We start from the raw sequence: 14982 nt of genomic DNA on the forward strand, positions 1-14982 counted from the left end.
TCTGCCCGGCCGTCACCGGCGGCCGGCGTGCGGAGCGTGCTCGTCCGCAGCCCCGGCCCACCCGTCCGCACCGCTGTACGGCACGGCGGGGGGAGTCTGCCGCGGCGCGTAACGACCCGGCGCGGGGACCCGCGGCGCGCTGTGCCCGGGCTCGTCGTCGCCCAGGATCAGCAGCGGGTCGAACATCACGACGACCGCGGCGAGCACCAGGAAGATCAGCGGACCGACGAGCATCGGCAGCACGCTCACGGCGGACGAACCTCCGCCCGTGTGCCCGACGGCATGATCCACCTGTGCGCTGACGGCCGCCATGCCCGTGTAGTGCATGCCGGTCACGGCGACACCCATGACCACACTGGCACCCAGGCTGGCGAGGAAGCCGCGGATGGACACGGCCGCCCACAGCGCGGCCGTCGCCGCCACGACGGCGATGAACACGGACAGCGCCACGACGGCGGGGTCGTAGCTCAGGTGTCCCTGCAACCGCATCCCCGCCATGCCGATGTAGTGCATGGCCGCCACGCCCAGCCCGGTGAGGGTGCCCGCGGTGAGCAGGACGGTCGGCGCGGTGCCCCGGTAGCCGACGACGAAGACACCGACCGCCACGACGAGCACCGCCACCGCGAGGCTGAGGAGGGTAAGAGTGGTGTCGTACCGGATGGACGTCTCGCGCACCCGGAAGCCGAGCATGGCGATGAAGTGCATGGTCCAGATCCCGCAGCCGATGGACGCCGCACCCAGCGCCAGCCACCCGGGCTTCCGCGGGCGGTCGGAGCGTAGCGATCTGACCGTGCAGCGCAGCCCAAGAGCTGCTCCCAGGCACGCCATTACGTAACCGGCCACAGGGGTGACCAGGCCATAGCTGAAGCCGTCAATTGTGCCGTGCATGTATAGAACCCTCGAATGTGACTCTGGTGACAAGTGCGCGTATATGCCCTTGAGGTGCGCGCGGGCAACTGTAACCCGGTGACTTTGAATTGAATGCCCATCAGTTTTTTCAAACTGTCCTAAATTGGACTATTTGGAATGATGGATCTTCTTGCGCGGAGTCCGATGCGCATACCGGAATTGTCCGACGGGCCATCAGTATTCCATGCGTGCACGGGAGATGGGGCGGTCGTGATTTCGCCGCTCGCCGGAAGTAATCGCAACCTGATCATTACCTTAAGGCATCCATAAGAATTGCCCGTAGTGGTTCCGGGGGGCCGATTGCCGGGGTTTCCGGGGTTAGGTTGCTGATCGCCGGGCCGTGGAGATGCCGTGCCGAATGGCTGTCCCGCAGGTCTGTCCCCCGGAGATCATCGTTGGTGAGGAGTTCTTCCATGACCGTTCGCCGCAAGGCTGCCGTGTGTGCTGCTGCGGGTGGCGCATCGCTTGCGCTGACTTTTTCGCTGAGTGTTCCGGCGTCGGCCCATGGGTCGATGACGGATCCGGTGAGCCGTGTCGCCGCCTGTTATGCGGAGGGTGTGGAGTCGCCGCAGTCGGCGGCGTGCAAGGCGGCTGTGGAGGCCAGTGGAAAGCAGGCTTTCTACGACTGGAACGCGGTCAACATAGCGAATGCGGCCGGGAAGTCGAAGCAGATCATTCCCGACGGGAAGCTGTGCAGTGCGGCGAACGACAAGTACCGGGGGCTGGACCTGCCGCGGGCGGACTGGCCGTCGACGAAGATGTCCGGGGGCAGTCACACCTTCCGTTACAAGGGCACCGCGCCGCACAAGGGTTCGTTCGAGCTGTACATCACGAAGGCGTCCTACGACCCGGCGAAGCCGCTGAAGTGGTCGGATCTGGAGGCGAAGCCGTTCGTTGAGGTCGCCGACCCGAAGATGGAGAACGGCGACTACGTGTTCCAGGGCGATGTCCCCGCCCGGTCCGGCCGCCACCTCGTCTACTCGATCTGGCAGCGTTCGGATTCCCCCGAGGCGTTCTACACCTGTTCGGACGTCGTCTTCGGCAAGGACGGCAAGAGCGGCGGTTCCACTTCCCCCGTGCCGGCGGCGTCCGCGCCGACCGAGCAGAAGATCGCGGACGGTGCGGCGAAGTCCTCGGTCCAGCACCAGGGCCACGGTACGCAGACCGGCTCGGGTGCCTCGCTCGCGCCGAAGGCGGCAGCCGACGCGGCCGCCGGACCCGGGGCCAACGGCACCGACGGCGCCACCGGACAGTCCCCGAACACCGAACTCGCCGAGACCGGAGGCAGCAGCAGCACGCCCTACATCGCCATCGCCGGGGCCGCCGTGCTGTCGATCGGCGCGACCGCGGTGATCACCGCCGGCCGCCGCCGCGCACGGATGGCCGGCCGATAGCGGCCGGCCCCTCGCGTCAGACGCCCGCGGCCCGCGCCGCCTCGTACACCTCGGCGGCCACGTCGACCAGTTCCGAGGCGTCGCGCGTCGTGCCCTGCAGATCCAGCAGGATCTCCGGAACCCCCGTCCCGGCGTGCGCCACCAGGTCCTCGACGATCTGGGCCACACTGCCGTGGAAGGGGGCACGGCCCGCACCGGCGACCGGTCCGGCGGTGTAGTTGGCATTGGCGCGGGCGCAGACGCCGACCGGACGCTCCCGGCCCCGCTCGGCCGCAAGGGCCTGGACCCGCTTCCACTGCTCGGCCAGCTGCGCGGCGCCATTGGCCACCGGCATCCAGCCGTCCGCCCGGTCGACCAGGCGGCGGGTGGCCCGCGGGCTGTTCGCAGGCAGATAGACCGGGATCGGACGCACCGGTTTCGGCCCGACCTCGGACGGGGCGATGGTCGTCAGCTCACCCTCGTACGAGACCGGGTCCGGGCCCCAGACGGCCGCACACACGTCCAGCAGCTCGTCCAGCACCGCGCCGCGCTTCTCGAAGGGGGCGACCGAGGCGGCCGCGTACTCGTCCAGGGACCAGCCCGTGCCGATGCCCGCGACCACCCGGCCGCCGCTCGCCGCATCGAGCGAGGCGAGCGAGCGGGCCAGCTGGAACGGTACGTGCAGCGGCGCGACCAGGACGCTGGTGCCCAGCCGGGCCCGGCCCGTCACCCCGGCGGCCAGGGCGAGCGTGATCAGCGGATCGGCGACACTGCGGTACTGCTCGGGCCAGGGCAGGCCCGGAACGCCGTACAACCCCTGCGTGGCGGGCTCGGGGAAGATGATCCGCTCGAAGACCCACAGGCTCTCGTAGCCGATCTCCTCCGCCGCGCGCGCCACGGTGGCCACATCGCGGCCGATGTCGTACTGCTTCATCTGCGGAAGACCGAGACCCAGCGAGACCGGCATGTGTGCACTCCTTCTGGCGGGCAGTGGGACAACCACCGTAAGACACCTGCCCGTTGCCCGCGCAGCATCCGCCGAGAGCGCTCCCGGACGCCGTCGCGGCCGGTGCGACGGGTGCGGTGTGCAGACGGCGACCAGGGGGTACGCCGACGGGTGGCCACGGGGCCGGGGCCGGGGCGCATGCACGATGCGTGGCCGTGGTGACACACCTCGCCGCGTTCGCCGCCGGTGAAGGCAGGGCCCTGTCGAGGCTGGGGCGATCACGAGATATCTTGATGTCAAGCAATGTTGCAGACGTGGAGCGGAGCACAGGGTGACTGACTCGACCATCATCTATACACACACCGACGAGGCCCCGGCCCTGGCGACGTATTCGTTCTTGCCCGTGATCCAGGCGTACGCCTCGACGGCCGGGGTCAATGTCGAGAGCCGTGACATCTCGCTGGCCGGACGCATCATCGCCGGCTTCCCCGAGCGTCTCGAAGAGGGGCAGCGCATCGACGACGCGCTCGCCGAGCTCGGTGAGCTGGCCAAGCGCCCCGAGGCCAACATCATCAAGCTTCCGAACATCTCGGCCTCGATCCCGCAGCTCAAGGCGGCCATCGCCGAGCTTCAGGCGCAGGGCTACGCGCTTCCGGACTACCCGGACGACCCGCAGACCGACGAGGACAAGGACGTCCGCGCGCGCTACGACAAGGTCAAGGGCAGCGCGGTGAACCCCGTCCTGCGCGAGGGCAACTCCGACCGCCGCGCCCCCGCCTCGGTCAAGAACTACGCCAAGGCGCACCCGCACCGCATGGGCAAGTGGAGCGCCGACTCGAAGACGAACGTCGCCACCATGGGCGTCGACGACTTCCGTTCCACCGAGAAGTCCACGGTCATCACCGAGGACGGTTCCCTGCGCATCGAGCTCGTGGGCGACGACGGCACCACCACCGTGCTGCGCGAGTCCGTACCGGTGCTCGCGGGCGAGGTCGTCGACGCGGCGGTCATGCGCGTCGCGGCCCTGCGCGAGTTCTTCACCGCGCAGGTCGCCCGCGCCAAGGCCGAGGACGTGCTGTTCTCCGTCCACCTCAAGGCCACCATGATGAAGGTCTCCGACCCGATCATCTTCGGCCACGTGGTCCGCGCCTTCTTCCCGAACACCTTCGCCAAGTACGGCGAGGCGCTCGTGGCCGCCGGCCTGTCCCCGAACGACGGCCTCGGCGCCATCCTCAAGGGCCTGGACTCGCTGCCGCACGTCGGCGCCGAGATCAAGGCGTCCTTCGCCGCCGAGCTGGCCGAGGGCCCCGCGCTGGCCATGGTCGACTCGGACAAGGGCATCACCAACCTGCACGTGCCGAGCGATGTCATCGTCGATGCCTCCATGCCGGCCATGATCCGCACCTCCGGCCACATGTGGGGCCCGGACGGCCAGGAGGCCGACACCCTCGCGGTTCTGCCCGACAGCAGCTACGCGGGCGTCTACCAGGTCGTCATCGACGACTGCCGCGCCAACGGCGCCTTCGACCCGTCGACCATGGGCTCGGTGCCGAACGTCGGCCTCATGGCGCAGAAGGCCGAGGAGTACGGCAGCCACGACAAGACCTTCGAGATCCCCGCCACCGGCACGGTGCGGGTCGTCGACGGCAACGGTGACGTCGTACTGGAGCAGGCCGTCGGCGCCGGCGACATCTTCCGCATGTGCCAGGCCAAGGACCTGCCGATCCAGGACTGGGTCAAGCTCGCCGTCACCCGCGCCCGCGCCACCGGCGTCCCGGCCGTGTTCTGGCTGGACGAGACCCGCGCCCACGACGCGCAGCTGATCACCAAGGTCAAGAAGTACCTCGCCGACCACGACACGGACGGCCTGCAGATCGAGATCATGTCGCCGGTCGAGGCGACCACGTTCTCGCTGGAGCGCATCCGCCGCGGTGAGGACACCATCTCGGTCACCGGCAACGTGCTGCGCGACTACCTGACCGACCTGTTCCCGATCCTGGAGCTGGGCACGAGCGCGAAGATGCTCTCCGTCGTCCCGCTCATGAACGGCGGTGGTCTGTTCGAGACGGGTGCCGGCGGCTCCGCGCCCAAGCACGTCCAGCAGCTGGTCAAGGAGAACTACCTGCGCTGGGACAGCCTGGGCGAGTTCTTCGCGCTCGCGGCCAGCTTCGAGCACCTGGCGACGACCACGGGCAACGCACGCGCCCAGATCCTCGCCGACACCCTCGACCGCGCGACCGGCACCTTCCTCAACGAGGACAAGTCGCCGAGCCGCAAGCTGGGCGGCATCGACAACCGCGGCAGCCACTTCTACCTGGCGCTCTACTGGGCCCAGGAGCTGGCGCAGCAGACCGACGACGCGCAGCTCGCGCAGGCGTTCGCCGCACTCGCGAAGACGCTGGGCGAGCAGGAGCAGACCATCGTCGACGAGCTGATCGCGGTGCAGGGTTCGCCGGCCGAGATCGGTGGCTACTACCAGCCCGACCCGGCCAAGGCCTCCGCCGTCATGCGCCCGTCGGAGACCTTCGTCCAGGCGATCGCCTCCATCGGCTGACGGGACACCGCGGACAGGGGGCGCCGTCAGCCCCGCCCCACCCGCCCCACCCGCCCCGGCCGGCACCATGCCCGGCCGGGGCGGTCGGGTGTCCGGGAGCGGTACCGGAGCCGGGCCGCCGGGGCGAGGAGTTTTCGCGTAATCGGCCCCGGAAGACCCTTCCGGCGGTAGGTTCGAACGCCCGGACCAACCGTGCCCTGGAAGGGGAGAGGCCGTGCTGACAGGCAGGAACGCCGTGGTCACCGGTGGATCGCGGGGCATCGGCCGTGCGATCGTCGAGCGGCTGTGCCGCGACGGGGCACATGTGATCTTCAACTACGCCACCGACGACGACGCGGCAGCCGAGGTAGTCCGCACGGTGCGTGGCGACGGCGGCGAGGTCCGGGCCGTCCGGCTGGACCTCGCGGACCCGGACGGACCGGAGCGCCTGATGGCGGCCGCCGAGGAAGAGCTCGACGGGCTGGACATCCTGGTGAACAACGCCGCCCTCTGTCCCGCCCCGTCCCTGCTCACGGACACCGATCCGGCGGTTTTCGACCAGGTCCTGGCGGTCAACACCCGGGCGGTCTTCATGACGGTCCGCCACGCGGCGCTCCGGATGCGCGACGGCGGTCGCATCGTCAACATCTCCACGGCCAACACCGTGCGGCCGGGCCCCGGCATCTCCGCCTACGCCGCGAGCAAGGGTGCCGTCGAGCAGCTCACCGCCGTCGCCGCCCATGAACTCGGGGCCCGCGGGATCACGGTCAACACCGTCTCGCCCGGCGCCACCGACACCGAACTGCTGCGCGGCAACAACCAGCCTCAGGCACTGGAGGCAGTCGCCGGGACGACCCCGCTGCGCCGCCTGGGGGAACCCGCGGACATGGCCGATGTGGTGGCCTTCCTCGCCGGTCACGACGGCCGGTGGATCACGGGACAGAACATCCGCGCGACGGGTGGGCTGGCCTGAGCGGCGCCGGCGGAGCACGCCGCCGGTAGCCGGCCCACATTCACCGGAACGCCCGGCAACGGCGCCGCACCGCACCGGAGTTCGGCCGGCGGCGGCCCGGATCGCGGTGAACCGGGGGCCCGAAGCACGCCCTGAGCCCATGGACGCCCTGACGGGTGAATGTCGTACGGCGACGGGGCGGCGGGACACGCATCGTGGCCCCGTGGCTGATTTGCTGCTCCTGGAATCTGGCGTGACGCGCGCGGGACCGGCCTGTCGGCCGTCCCGGTGGAGACGGCGCCCCTGCCGGGTGCTCGGGCCACCCGCGAACGACAAGCTAAGGAGCGTCCCAGTGACGACGACGGGCACATCAGGGGCAGCCGGGGCGGAGGAGGCGTACGCGAACGAGCTTCCGGTCCGTGCCAAGGAACCGGGAAACGTCGTCATCAAGTGGCTGACCACCACCGATCACAAGACGATCGGCACGCTCTACCTCGTCACCTCGTTCGCCTTCTTCGTCGTCGGCGGTGTGCTGGCCCTGGTGATGCGCGCCGAGCTGGCGCGTCCGGGGATGCAGATCGTCTCGCCCGAGCAGTTCAACCAGGCGTTCACGATCCACGGCACGATCATGCTGCTGATGTTCGCTACCCCGCTGTTCGCCGGATTCACCAACTGGATCATGCCGTTGCAGATCGGCGCGCCCGACGTGGCGTTCCCGCGGCTGAACATGTTCGCGTACTGGCTCTACCTCTTCGGCTCGGTCATCGTCGTGGCAGGCTTCCTCACCCCGAACGGGGCGGCGGACTTCGGCTGGTTCGCCTACTCCCCGCTGACCGACGCGGTCCGCTCACCGGGCATCGGCAGCGACATGTGGATCATGGGTCTGGCCTTCTCCGGATTCGGCACGATCCTCGGTTCGGTCAACTTCATCACCACGATCATCTGCATGCGCGCGCCCGGCATGACGATGTTCCGCATGCCGATCTTCGTCTGGAACGTCCTGCTGACCGGTGTGCTGGTACTACTGGCCTTCCCGGTCCTCGCGGCGGCCCTCCTGGTGCTGGAGGCGGACCGGAAGTTCGGCGCGCACGTCTTCGACCCGGCCAACGGCGGGGCCCTGCTCTGGCAGCACCTCTTCTGGTTCTTCGGCCACCCGGAGGTGTACATCATCGCCCTGCCGTTCTTCGGCATCGTCAGTGAGGTCATCCCGGTCTTCAGCCGGAAACCGATCTTCGGCTACATCGGCCTGATCAGCGCGACGATCGCCATCGCGGGTCTCTCCGCGACGGTGTGGGCGCACCACATGTACGTGACGGGCGGCGTGCTGCTGCCGTTCTTCTCGTTCATGACATTCCTCATCGCGGTACCGACCGGTGTGAAGTTCTTCAACTGGATCGGCACGATGTGGCGGGGATCGCTGTCGTTCGAGACACCGATGCTCTGGTCGATCGGCTTCCTCGTGACCTTCCTCTTCGGTGGTCTGACCGGCGTGATCCTGGCCTCGCCCCCGATGGACTTCCACGTCTCGGACTCGTACTTCGTCGTCGCGCACTTCCACTACGTCGTCTTCGGGACCGTGGTCTTCGCGATGTTCTCCGGATTCCACTTCTGGTGGCCGAAGTTCACCGGCAAGATGCTGGACGAGCGACTCGGCAAGATCACGTTCTGGACGCTGTTCGTGGGCTTCCACGGCACGTTCCTGGTGCAGCACTGGCTGGGCGCCGAGGGCATGCCGCGCCGTTACGCGGACTACCTCGCGGCCGACGGCTTCACCGCGCTGAACACGATCTCGACGATCTCCTCGTTCCTGCTCGGCCTGTCGATGCTGCCGTTCTTCTACAACGTGTGGAAGACCGCCAAGTACGGCAGGAACGTCGGGGTCGACGACCCGTGGGGCTACGGCCGCTCCCTGGAGTGGGCGACCTCCTGCCCGCCGCCGCGGCACAACTTCCTCACCCTGCCGCGGATCCGTTCCGAATCCCCGGCGTTCGACCTGCACCACCCCACGGTCCGCGCGCTCGACGAGGCCCACAACCGTGCGGACACCGGGACCATCCCGGCCCCCGGGGACGAGCGGGGGTGAGCACGACGGCCCGGGGAGAGGCGGCGCGAGTGGCCCAGGTCAAGGACAGCGACAGCAGGGCGGGCGCGTCGTCCGTTCCGCCGCCCTCAGCAGGCGAACTCGTCCACGGCTCGTAAAGATGAGTGGGGACGGGCGCGTGCGACGTGGCAGGCGAACGGATGAACGTACAGGCCCCTGAAGGGACGAACACCGTGGCACGACCCAGGATCCTCGTTGTCGGCGCCGGATTCGCCGGAGTGGAGTGCGTACGCCGTCTGGAGCGCGGGCTCATCCCCGGCGAGGCGGAGATCGCGCTCGTCGCCCCGTTCTCGTACCAGCTCTACCTCCCCCTGCTGCCACAGGTGGCGGCGGGCGTGCTCACCCCGCAGTCGGTCGCCGTCTCACTGCGCCGCAGCCGCAAGCACCGCACCCGGATCATCCCGGGCGGGGCCATCGGAGTGGACCCGAAGGCGAAGATCTGCGTCATCCGCAAGATCACCGACGAGATCGTCTACGAGCCCTACGACTACATCGTGCTCAGCGCCGGCAGCGTCACCCGCACCTTCGACATTCCCGGCCTGCTGGACAACGCCCGGGGCATGAAGACACTGGCCGAGGCCGCCTACGTACGGGACCACGTGATCGCCCAGCTCGACCTCGCGGACGCCAGTCACGACGAGAACGAACGCGCCTCGCGCCTCCAGTTCGTGGTGGTCGGCGGTGGCTACGCGGGGACCGAGACGGCGGCCTGTCTGCAACGCCTCACCACCAGCGCGGTCCGGCAGTACCCGCGGATCGACCCGAAGCTGATCAAGTGGCACCTCATCGACATCGCCCCGAAGCTGATGCCGGAACTGGGGGACAAGCTGGGCCGGAGCGCACTGGAGGTGCTGCGCGCCCGCGGCATCGAGGTGTCGCTCGGCGTCTCGATCGCCGAGGCCGCCCCGGAGAAGGTCACCTTCACCGACGGCCGGGTGCTGCCCTGCCGGACCCTGATCTGGACGGCGGGCGTCGCCGCGAGCCCGCTGGTCGGCACCCTCGACGCGGAGACCGTACGCGGCCGGCTGGCTGTCACACCCGAGATGAGCCTGCCCGGCTTCGACGGCGTCTTCGCCCTCGGCGACTGCGCGGCCGTCCCCGACCTGCACAAGGGCGACGGAGCGGTCTGCCCGCCCACCGCGCAGCACGCCATGCGGCAGGGCCGCAGGCTCGCCGACAACCTCATCGCGACCCTGCGGAACCAGCCGCTGAAGCCGTACGTCCACAAGGACCTCGGCCTCGTCGTGGACCTCGGCGGCAAGGACGCGGTCTCCAAGCCGCTCGGGATCGAGCTGCACGGGGTTCCCGCGCAGGCCGTCGCACGCGGCTACCACTGGTCGGCGCTGCGCACCAATGTCGCCAAGGCACGGGTCGCGACCAACTGGATCCTCAACGCCGTCGCGGGCGACGACTTCGTACGCACCGGCTTCCTGTCCCGGCAACCGGCCAAGCTGCGCGACTTCGAGCACACGGACGCCTACCTCACACCGGAACAGGTCCGCGAACACACCGCCGCGCTGCACACCGGCACCTGATCCCGCAGCCGACGGTCCCGGCCCCGCCCGACGCGGAGCCGGGACCGTCCGGCCGGATCAGCCGTTCTCCGCGTGCCCGGCCGTCAGCGCGGGGTTCCGCTCGACCACCGGATCCAGGATGTCGTCGATGCCCTTCAGCAGCTCCGCGTCCAGCGTCACGCCGGCCGCCACGACGTTCTCCGTCACCTGCTCCGGCCGGGACGCCCCGATGATCGCGGCCGAGACGTTCGAGTTCTGCAGCACCCACGCGACCGCGAGCTGGGCCAGGCTGAGCCCGGCGCCGTCGGCGAGCGGCCGCAGACGCTGCACCCGCTCCAGCACCTCGTCGCGCAGCCAGCCCGCGACCATGTCCGCACCGCCCTTGTCGTCGGTCGCCCGTGAACCGGCCGGGAGCGGCGCACCGGGCTTGTACTTGCCGGTGAGCGCTCCCTGAGCGATCGGGGACCAGACGATCTGGCCGATGCCCAGCTCCTCGGAGGCCGGCACCACGTCGCTCTCGATGACCCGCCACAGCGCCGAGTACTGCGGCTGGTTGGAGATCAGCGGCACCCGCAGCTCGCGGGCCAGTCCGTGCGCGGCGCGGAGCTGGTCGGCCGTCCACTCCGAGACACCGATGTAGAGGGCCTTGCCGGAGCGGACGACGTCGGCGAACGCCTCCATGGTCTCCTCCAGCGGGGTCGAGTGGTCGTAGCGGTGCGCCTGGTACAGGTCCACGTACTCCGTCTGCAGGCGGCGCAGCGAGTTGTCGATGGACTCCATGATGTGCTTGCGGCCGAGCCCGCGGTCGTTGTGTCCGGGACCGGTCGGGAAGTAGACCTTGGTGAACACCTCCAGGCCCTCACGGCGTTCGTTCCTCAGCGCCCGGCCGAGGACCGCCTCGGCCCGCGTCCCGGCGTAGACGTCCGCGGTGTCGAAGGTGGTGATTCCGGCGTCCAGGGCGGCGCGGATGCAGGCGACCGCCGCGTCCTCCTCCACCTGGGAACCGTGGGTGAGCCAGTTCCCGTAGGCGATCTCACTGATGGTCAGGCCGCTGCGGCCGAGTCGGCGGAACTCCATGTGGCTGCTCTCCCTGTGCTCGTGAGGCGTGGATCACGTGATCGCCGGGCCATGCTATGCGCCCGGACGGGCTCAGGCCGCCGGGACGGTGCCGTGGACGGCACGGAGGAACGAGGCGTTGTCCGGGGTGTGGCGGAGCCGGTCCAGCAGTGTTTCGAGCGCGGTCTGCGGGTCCCTGGTGTGCAGTGCCCGCCGCAGTCCGCGGATCACCCGCAACTCGCTCTCCGGTACGAGGAGTTCCTCGCGCCGGGTGCCGGACGACGGGATGTTCACGGCCGGATGGACACGGCGTTCCGCGAGTGCGCGGTCGAGCCGGAGTTCCATGTTGCCGGTGCTCTTCAGCTCCTCGAAGAAGTAGTCGTCGGCTCGGGAGCCCGTTTCCACCAGTGCGGTGGCCAGGATGGTGAGGGAGCCGCCCTCCTCGGTGAGCCGGGCGGCGCCGAAGAACTGCTTGGGGCCGAGCAGCGCGGCCGCGTCGACACCGCCGCTGAGGGTGCGTCCGCCCGAGGCGCAGACGTTGTTGTGGGCGCGGCACAGGCGGGTGAGGGAGTCGAGCAGGACGACGACGTCCTGGCCCTGCTCGACCAGCCGCTTGGCGCGTTCGACCGCGAGTTCGGCGAGGGCGATGTGCTCCTCGGCGGGCCGGTCGAAGGTCGAGGCGAGCACCTCGCCCCGGACGGACCGGCGCATGTCGGTGACCTCTTCGGGGCGTTCGTCGACCAGCACCACCATCAGGTGGCACTCGGGGTGGTTGGTGGCGACGGCCGCGGCGATCTGCTGGAGCAGCACCGTCTTGCCGGTCCTGGGCGGTGCGACGACCAGCCCGCGCTGTCCCTTGCCGACCGGCGAGAGAAGGTCGACCAGACGCATCGCGGCACCGCCGGACGGTGTCTCCAGCCGGAGCCGCTGCCGGGGATGGAGAGGGGTGAGGTCGCGGAAGCGGGGCCGGCCCCGGAGCGCCCGCGGGGAGCGGCCGTTGACCCGTTCCACGGCGGACAGGGTGCGGGGCCGGTCGCAGAGCCCGGCGACGGCATCGCCCCGGCGCAGGCCGTGGCGGCGGATCAGGGCGGCGGGGACCACCACGTCGCCGGGGGAGGGGAGGCCGTCCCGTACGCGCAGTACGCCGTTGCCCTGGTGGGTGAGGTCGAGTACGCCGGCGGCCGCGGTGGTGTTCGTGGCCGCGGTGGCCAACTGGCCCTGTTGAAGCGGGTGTTCGAGAGAGATGGTCATGGTGGACGGGTCCTTTCGCGGACATGGCGAATGAGGGGGCCGGACGGCGCGGGGCGGCAGAGAACACGCCCCGACACCGGGCGGGAAAGTCCGGAGGGAGAAATTCCGGTCCGAACCGGATGAGGTGGTGCGAAGAGCCGGACCGCCGGTCGTACAAGGACGGACGCGGCAGCTTCGGAGAGGTGGATCGGCACCGGCGCCTCGAACCGAGGCGAGCACTGGTACCACAAGCACGGTAGCACGGCCCGGTGGGAACGGGCCTTGCCGAGGGACGGAAAGGCCCCACAGTGGCTGCGAATCCGGTTGTCAGGGCTCTCGCGGAGTGAAGTGGTTCTCCGGGCCACCGGCCCGCTCGCCCGCCCTGACCTGTGCCCCGGCGCGGAGGAGTCACTTTGCCGATGCGTATCACCGCGCTCGCCGACCCCGCTCCGTCCGGCGGGAGCCACCGGCCTGGCTCGCCTCCGACGCCGGGGCAGCCCCTCGGTTCGGCGTTCCTGCGCGTCTTCACCCGTGAGGGTCGGGACCACCTCGCCGAACCGGAGCTCCACGTCCACCCCGCGGAGCGCCGCAACGGTGTCGGCCCACTGCTCTTCGACGCCGCGGTCGCGGCCGCCCGCGAGGCGGACCGGCGCAGCGTCGTCGCGCAGGCCGAGGCCGGATCGGCGGGGGACCACTTCCTGCGGGCCAAGGGGCTGCGCAAGGTCCTGTGCCTTACGGTACGTCCGGCTCCCGATGGCGAAGGCGGACACGCGGGCCCTGCACCGGACCGTCGGGCAGCCGCACCCGGGCTACCGGCTGATCTACTGGGACGGCACCGTCCCCGACGAGCTCGCGGAGACGTTCGCCGCCTCCCGCCGGGCGATGGACGACATGCCCATGGACGACACCGACTCCGGCACGGTCGTCCGGGACGTGGACCGGGTCAGGCCCGCGGCGGCGGCCGTCGCCGCACGCGGCGACCTGCTCCACACGGTCGTGGCGTTCGACGAGTCCACCGCGACGATCGCGGGCTTCACGGAACTCGTCGTACCGGGCGACGGGCAGCACTACGGCACCGGAGTCCTTCCCGAACACCGGGGACACGGCCTCGGAGCATGGATGAAGGCGGCCTCCGTCCTCCACGCCCGCGAGACCCACCCCGGCCTGGCAGGGCTGCTGACGGACACCGCCGACAGCAATACGCACATGCGGCACATCAACGACGCGCTCGGCTACGAGCCGACACACACCTCGGTCCAGTTCCAGCTCGGTCTGTGGGCGCCACGAACGTCCGGCGGCCCGGGAGTTCCGGACCGCCGGACGGCGTCATCGTGTATCCGGGCCGTCAGACCACCGGGTCACCGGACGCCGGGACCGCCGCCGCGCTCCGGAACGCGGCCAGGATCTGCTCGGCCGCCAGCGTGGCCGTCAACTCGCCGTCCCGGACCCGCTGTTCCAGCCCCGGGGCGAGCGCACGCACCGCGGGATGACCGCGCAGACTCTCCAGCAGCTCGTCCCGCACCATCGTCCACGTCCAGTCGACCTGCTGGTCGCGCCGTTTCGCGGCGAGCCGCCCGGTCGACTCCAGCAGCGCGCGGTGCTGCTCAAGGCGCTCCCACAGGGTGTCGAGACCGGACGACTCACGGGCGCTGCACGTGAGCACCGGCGGCGTCCACGCCGCGTCCACCGGGTGCATCAGCCGCAGTGCACCCGCCAGTTCGCGCGCGGCCGCGCGGGCGTCCCGCTCGTGCGGTCCGTCCGCCTTGTTGACCGCGATCGCGTCCGCCAGTTCCAGCACACCCTTCTTGATGCCCTGGAGCTGATCACCGGTCCGGGCGAGCGTCAGCAGCAGAAACGTGTCGACCATGTTGGCCACCGCCGTCTCCGACTGCCCGACACCGACCGTCTCGACCAGCACCACGTCGTAACCCGCGGCCTCCATCACCACGATGGACTCCCGGGTCGCCTTGGCCACCCCGCCGAGGGTGCCGGCGGTGGGGGACGGGCGTACGAACGCCGCCGGGTCCACCGCGAGCCGCTCCATCCTGGTCTTGTCGCCCAGGATCGAGCCGCCGGTACGGCTGGAGGAGGGGTCGACGGCCAGCACCGCGACCCGGTGCCCGAGCCCGGTGAGCATCGTGCCCAGCGCGTCGATGAATGTGGACTTCCCGACCCCGGGCACACCACTGATCCCGATCCGCCGGGCCGTGCCGGAGTGCGGCAGCAGCTCGCGCAGCAATTGCTGGGCCAGCACCCGGTGATCGGGGCGGGTGGACTCGACGAGAGTGATGGCGCGCGCGATGTGCGCCCGCTTCCCGTCGAGCACCCCCTTCACATAGCTGTCGATGTCGATCCTGGGAGCCATCGG

11 protein-coding genes are annotated in these 14982 nt (G+C 70.1%); 5 read left to right on the plus strand and 6 right to left on the minus strand.

The genetic code is table 11. The annotated features are described in order from the left end of the window. Nucleotides 1–12: 12 nt before the first annotated feature. Complete coding sequence (locus ACGF8B_RS32380) at nucleotides 13–888, minus strand: MHYT domain-containing protein (protein WP_392745608.1); 876 nt, start codon at nucleotides 886–888, stop codon at nucleotides 13–15. Between the two features lie 434 nt (nucleotides 889–1322). On the opposite strand from ACGF8B_RS32380, the gene ACGF8B_RS32385 reads away from it, so the two are divergent. After that, on the plus strand, nucleotides 1323–2303 hold the full coding sequence (locus tag ACGF8B_RS32385) for a lytic polysaccharide monooxygenase (RefSeq protein WP_392745610.1): 981 nt from the start codon (nucleotides 1323–1325) through the stop codon (nucleotides 2301–2303). Between the two features lie 16 nt (nucleotides 2304–2319). Here the strand turns inward: ACGF8B_RS32385 and ACGF8B_RS32390 are convergent, their stop codons facing one another. Beyond that, a complete protein-coding gene (locus ACGF8B_RS32390; RefSeq protein WP_392745611.1) occupies nucleotides 2320–3249 on the minus strand; it encodes an LLM class F420-dependent oxidoreductase in 930 nt (309 codons plus the stop codon). Nucleotides 3250–3559: 310 nt separating this feature from the next. Here ACGF8B_RS32390 and ACGF8B_RS32395 point away from each other — a divergent pair, with 310 nt between their 5' ends. The 4 genes from ACGF8B_RS32395 to ACGF8B_RS32410 all read left to right on the plus strand — a co-directional run bounded on the left by ACGF8B_RS32395 (nucleotide 3560) and on the right by ACGF8B_RS32410 (nucleotide 10349). Next, nucleotides 3560–5782 carry an NADP-dependent isocitrate dehydrogenase gene (locus tag ACGF8B_RS32395; protein WP_392745612.1) on the plus strand — a complete coding sequence of 741 codons (2223 nt, stop codon included), beginning with the start codon at nucleotides 3560–3562 and terminating at the stop codon, nucleotides 5780–5782. A 214-nt stretch (nucleotides 5783–5996) separates the two neighbouring features. Beyond that, nucleotides 5997–6734 carry an SDR family oxidoreductase gene (locus tag ACGF8B_RS32400; RefSeq protein ID WP_392745613.1) on the plus strand — a complete coding sequence of 246 codons (738 nt, stop codon included), beginning with the start codon at nucleotides 5997–5999 and terminating at the stop codon, nucleotides 6732–6734. Between the two features lie 331 nt (nucleotides 6735–7065). After that, nucleotides 7066–8796 carry a cytochrome c oxidase subunit I gene (gene ctaD, locus ACGF8B_RS32405; protein WP_392745615.1) on the plus strand — a complete coding sequence of 577 codons (1731 nt, stop codon included), beginning with the start codon at nucleotides 7066–7068 and terminating at the stop codon, nucleotides 8794–8796. Nucleotides 8797–8987: 191 nt separating this feature from the next. Further along, entirely contained in the window at nucleotides 8988–10349 is a 1362-nt protein-coding gene (locus ACGF8B_RS32410) for an NAD(P)/FAD-dependent oxidoreductase (RefSeq protein WP_392745617.1), read from the plus strand. A gap of 57 nt (nucleotides 10350–10406) precedes the next feature. Here ACGF8B_RS32410 and ACGF8B_RS32415 read toward each other — a convergent pair whose 3' ends face one another. The 4 genes from ACGF8B_RS32415 to meaB form a co-directional block, all read right to left on the minus strand. Beyond that, nucleotides 10407–11405, minus strand: a complete 999-nt coding sequence (locus tag ACGF8B_RS32415; RefSeq protein ID WP_392745619.1) for an aldo/keto reductase family protein — start codon at nucleotides 11403–11405, stop codon at nucleotides 10407–10409. A gap of 72 nt (nucleotides 11406–11477) precedes the next feature. After that, nucleotides 11478–12635, minus strand: coding sequence for a transcription termination factor Rho (rho, locus tag ACGF8B_RS32420; protein WP_392745621.1), 1158 nt, complete (start codon nucleotides 12633–12635; stop codon nucleotides 11478–11480). Nucleotides 12636–13435: 800 nt separating this feature from the next. Further along, nucleotides 13436–13651 carry a hypothetical protein gene (locus tag ACGF8B_RS32425; protein WP_392745623.1) on the minus strand — a complete coding sequence of 72 codons (216 nt, stop codon included), beginning with the start codon at nucleotides 13649–13651 and terminating at the stop codon, nucleotides 13436–13438. A 308-nt stretch (nucleotides 13652–13959) separates the two neighbouring features. Continuing rightward, complete coding sequence (gene meaB / locus ACGF8B_RS32430; protein WP_392745624.1) at nucleotides 13960–14979, minus strand: methylmalonyl Co-A mutase-associated GTPase MeaB; 1020 nt, start codon at nucleotides 14977–14979, stop codon at nucleotides 13960–13962. Nucleotides 14980–14982: the final 3 nt, after the last annotated feature.

It is taken from the genome of Streptomyces sp. NPDC047917 (assembly GCF_043204345.1).
GTDB lineage: Bacteria > Actinomycetota > Actinomycetes > Streptomycetales > Streptomycetaceae > Streptomyces > Streptomyces sanglieri.

Bases quoted from the DNA above. Each gene is read 5' to 3' on its own strand.
- ACGF8B_RS32390 (WP_392745611.1), bottom strand. From the start codon at position 3,249: ATGCCGGTCTCGCTGGGTCTCGGTCTTCCGCAGATGAAGCAGTACGAC.
- ACGF8B_RS32380 (WP_392745608.1), bottom strand. From the start codon at position 888: ATGCACGGCACAATTGACGGCTTCAGCTATGGCCTGGTCACCCCTGTG.
- rho (WP_392745621.1), bottom strand. From the start codon at position 12,635: ATGACCATCTCTCTCGAACACCCGCTTCAACAGGGCCAGTTGGCCACC.
- ACGF8B_RS32415 (WP_392745619.1), bottom strand. From the start codon at position 11,405: ATGGAGTTCCGCCGACTCGGCCGCAGCGGCCTGACCATCAGTGAGATC.
- ACGF8B_RS32385 (WP_392745610.1), top strand. From the start codon at position 1,323: ATGACCGTTCGCCGCAAGGCTGCCGTGTGTGCTGCTGCGGGTGGCGCA.
- meaB (WP_392745624.1), bottom strand. From the start codon at position 14,979: ATGGCTCCCAGGATCGACATCGACAGCTATGTGAAGGGGGTGCTCGAC.